The organism is Affinirhizobium lemnae (assembly GCF_022968395.1).
GTDB classification, from domain to species: Bacteria; Pseudomonadota; Alphaproteobacteria; order Rhizobiales; family Rhizobiaceae; genus Neorhizobium; species Neorhizobium lemnae.
Genome location: NZ_JALJQZ010000106.1, coordinates 1 through 2,397, shown reverse-complemented (window position 1 = coordinate 2,397; position 2,397 = coordinate 1). Strand labels below are relative to the sequence as shown.

Annotated in this window: 1 protein-coding gene and 1 pseudogene; both read left to right on the top strand. The window is 59.2% G+C overall.

Annotated elements, in window-relative coordinates; all coding sequences use genetic code 11:
• Positions 1 to 78: 78 nt before the first annotated feature.
• Positions 79 to 1,818: pseudogene (locus tag MUU53_RS23120) on the top strand (Tn3 family transposase); the annotation flags it as partial.
• 313 nt (positions 1,819 to 2,131) lie between these two features.
• Positions 2,132 to 2,359 (top strand): hypothetical protein, encoded by a 228-nt coding sequence (locus tag MUU53_RS23115; protein ID WP_247262939.1) that lies wholly within the window; start codon positions 2,132 to 2,134, stop codon positions 2,357 to 2,359.
• The last annotated feature ends 38 nt before the right edge of the window (positions 2,360 to 2,397 follow it).

The following is a 2,397-nucleotide window of genomic DNA, read 5'->3' as shown; positions in this document are numbered from 1 at the left end:
CAAAAAGTTTAACAAAGCATGAAAATGAGGATGCTTAGGGGATAAGCGCGAGCTCCGAATATGTTTGCGACAAGCCCCGTGCAGGGGTATAATCGGTTCCGCCGTTATGTGCCGCGCATGCTGCGTTGCCTTGAGATTCGGGCCACTCCTGTGGCCACGCCTCTCATGATGGCGGTTGCCTTGATCCGGGATGGACGGGACTGCCCTTCGCTGCCCACGGGCTTTCTGCGACCATCGTCCAAATGGAGCCGTCATCTCAAAATGGGGTCGAATGACCGCCGGCTGTGGGAAGTGGCAGTGCTGTTTCACCTGCGGGATGCATTTCGTTCTGCCGATATCTGGCTCGGCGCTTCCCGCCGCTACGCCGATCTGAGGGAGACGCTGGTGCCCATGGCCGCCGCCAGGGCCACGGCCCGATTGACCGTTCCCTTCGAACCTGAAGCCTGGCTCGCCGACCGGAAAGCTCGCATGACTGAGGGACTGAAGCGGCTCGCCAAGGCCGTCCGCACCGGCACCATCTCGAAGGGTAGTATCGAAGACGGCACCTTACGGATCGAGCGTTTGACCGCAGCGGTGCCCGAAGATGCCGACGAACTCATCCTCGATCTCTACCGGCGCCTACCCGAAGTGCGGATCACCGACATCCTCCTCGAGGTCGAGGCGGCAACCGGCTTTGCCGACGCCTTCACCCATTTGCGCACCGGTGCTCCCTGCAAGGACAAGATCGGCCTTTTGAACGTGCTGCTCGCCGAAGGCCTCAATCTCGGGCTGAGAAAGATGGCGGAAGCCTCGAATACCCATGATTACTGGCAATTGTCGCGCCTGTCGCGATGGCACGTCGAAAGCGACGCCATCAATCATGCCCTGGCCATGGTCGTCGCGGCCCAGGGACGGTTGCCCATGTCCCAATTCTGGGGGCTGGGAGAAACCGCCTCCAGTGACGGCCAGTTCTTTCCGGCCGCCCGGCAGGGTGAGGCCATGAACCTGATTAACGCCAAATATGGCAGCGAGCCGGGCCTGAAAGCCTACACGCACCTGTCCGACCAGTATGCTCCCTTCGCTACTCAGCTCATTCCCGCGACAGTCAGCGAGGCGCCCTATATTCTTGACGGTCTGCTCATGAACGAAACCGGGCAACGCGTTCGTGAGCAATATGCCGATACCGGTGGCTTCACCGATCATGTCTTCGCTGCTTCCTCGATCCTGGGATACCGGTTCATTCCCCATATCCGCGACCTGCCATCCAAGCGCCTCTATGTATTCAATCCAGCCGGCACACCGCAGGAACTGCGCGGTCTGGTCGGCGGCAAAATCCGCGAGGAGACCGTTGTCCAGAATTGGCCCGATATCCTGCGCAGCGCCGCCACCATGGTCGCAGGCATCATGCCGCCAAGCCAGTTGCTGCGCAAATTCGCTTCTTATCCGCGCCAGCATGATCTGGCAGTGGCCTTGCGGGAAGTCGGCCGGATCGAGCGCACGCTCTTTCTCATCGATTGGGTCCTCGATGTCGATATGCAACGCCGCGCCCGCATCGGCCTCAACAAGGGCGAGGCGCACCATGCCCTCAAGAATGCCCTGCGCATCGGGCGACAGGGCGAAATCCGCGACCGGACCACGGAAGGGCAGCACTATCGCATGGCCGGTCTCAATCTGCTCGCCGCCATCGTGATCTATTGGAATAGCGTCCATCTCGGCCATGCCGTTGCCAAACGCCAGAAGGCTGGACTCGATGTGCCGCCAGAGCTTCTCGCTCATATCTCCCCACTCGGATGGGCCCACATTCTGCTCACCGGCGAATATCGATGGCCGAAACCGTAGGAACACGCGCTAACGTACGATTCCGCCCCCAGCCTGAACCGACCCCTTGTTGTCGTGACGGACGGCAGCGAGCGCCCTTTCCAATCCTCTGGTCATGTCGTGTTCCTTCGACAGTAGCCCTCGACCGGCCCGCTCTCATCATAAAGGTGCCATGAACATTAAAGGGGCACAGATATACGGTAGGTGCCCCTGATGTTCAGGGGCCGTGTAAACGAACAGAATCTGCCTGAATGGCGAAAGCTGGGCAAGATCATAAGGAATGCAGTGAAAATGCTGCCTCTGCCGAAACCAACAGCACATTGAGGAAGGCCCGATGAACGAAACACCAGAATGGCCAAATCCGCTCGACAAGGCTCATGCCGTCGAGAAGGCAAGACAACTACGGGATCAGACCGCAAAGGGTGGCCTGAAATTCGAGGCCTATCTTCCCCCTACCCTCGCTCTATGGCTGCTCGACAGGATCGAACAGGGAAAGTTCATCGATCCATCCGAAGCCGTATTTGGGGCTTGTCGCAAATTTTCAGGCTTAACCGTATGTTGACCATAGGCATGGAATTTGGCGCTCCGAAAGTTGCGGAG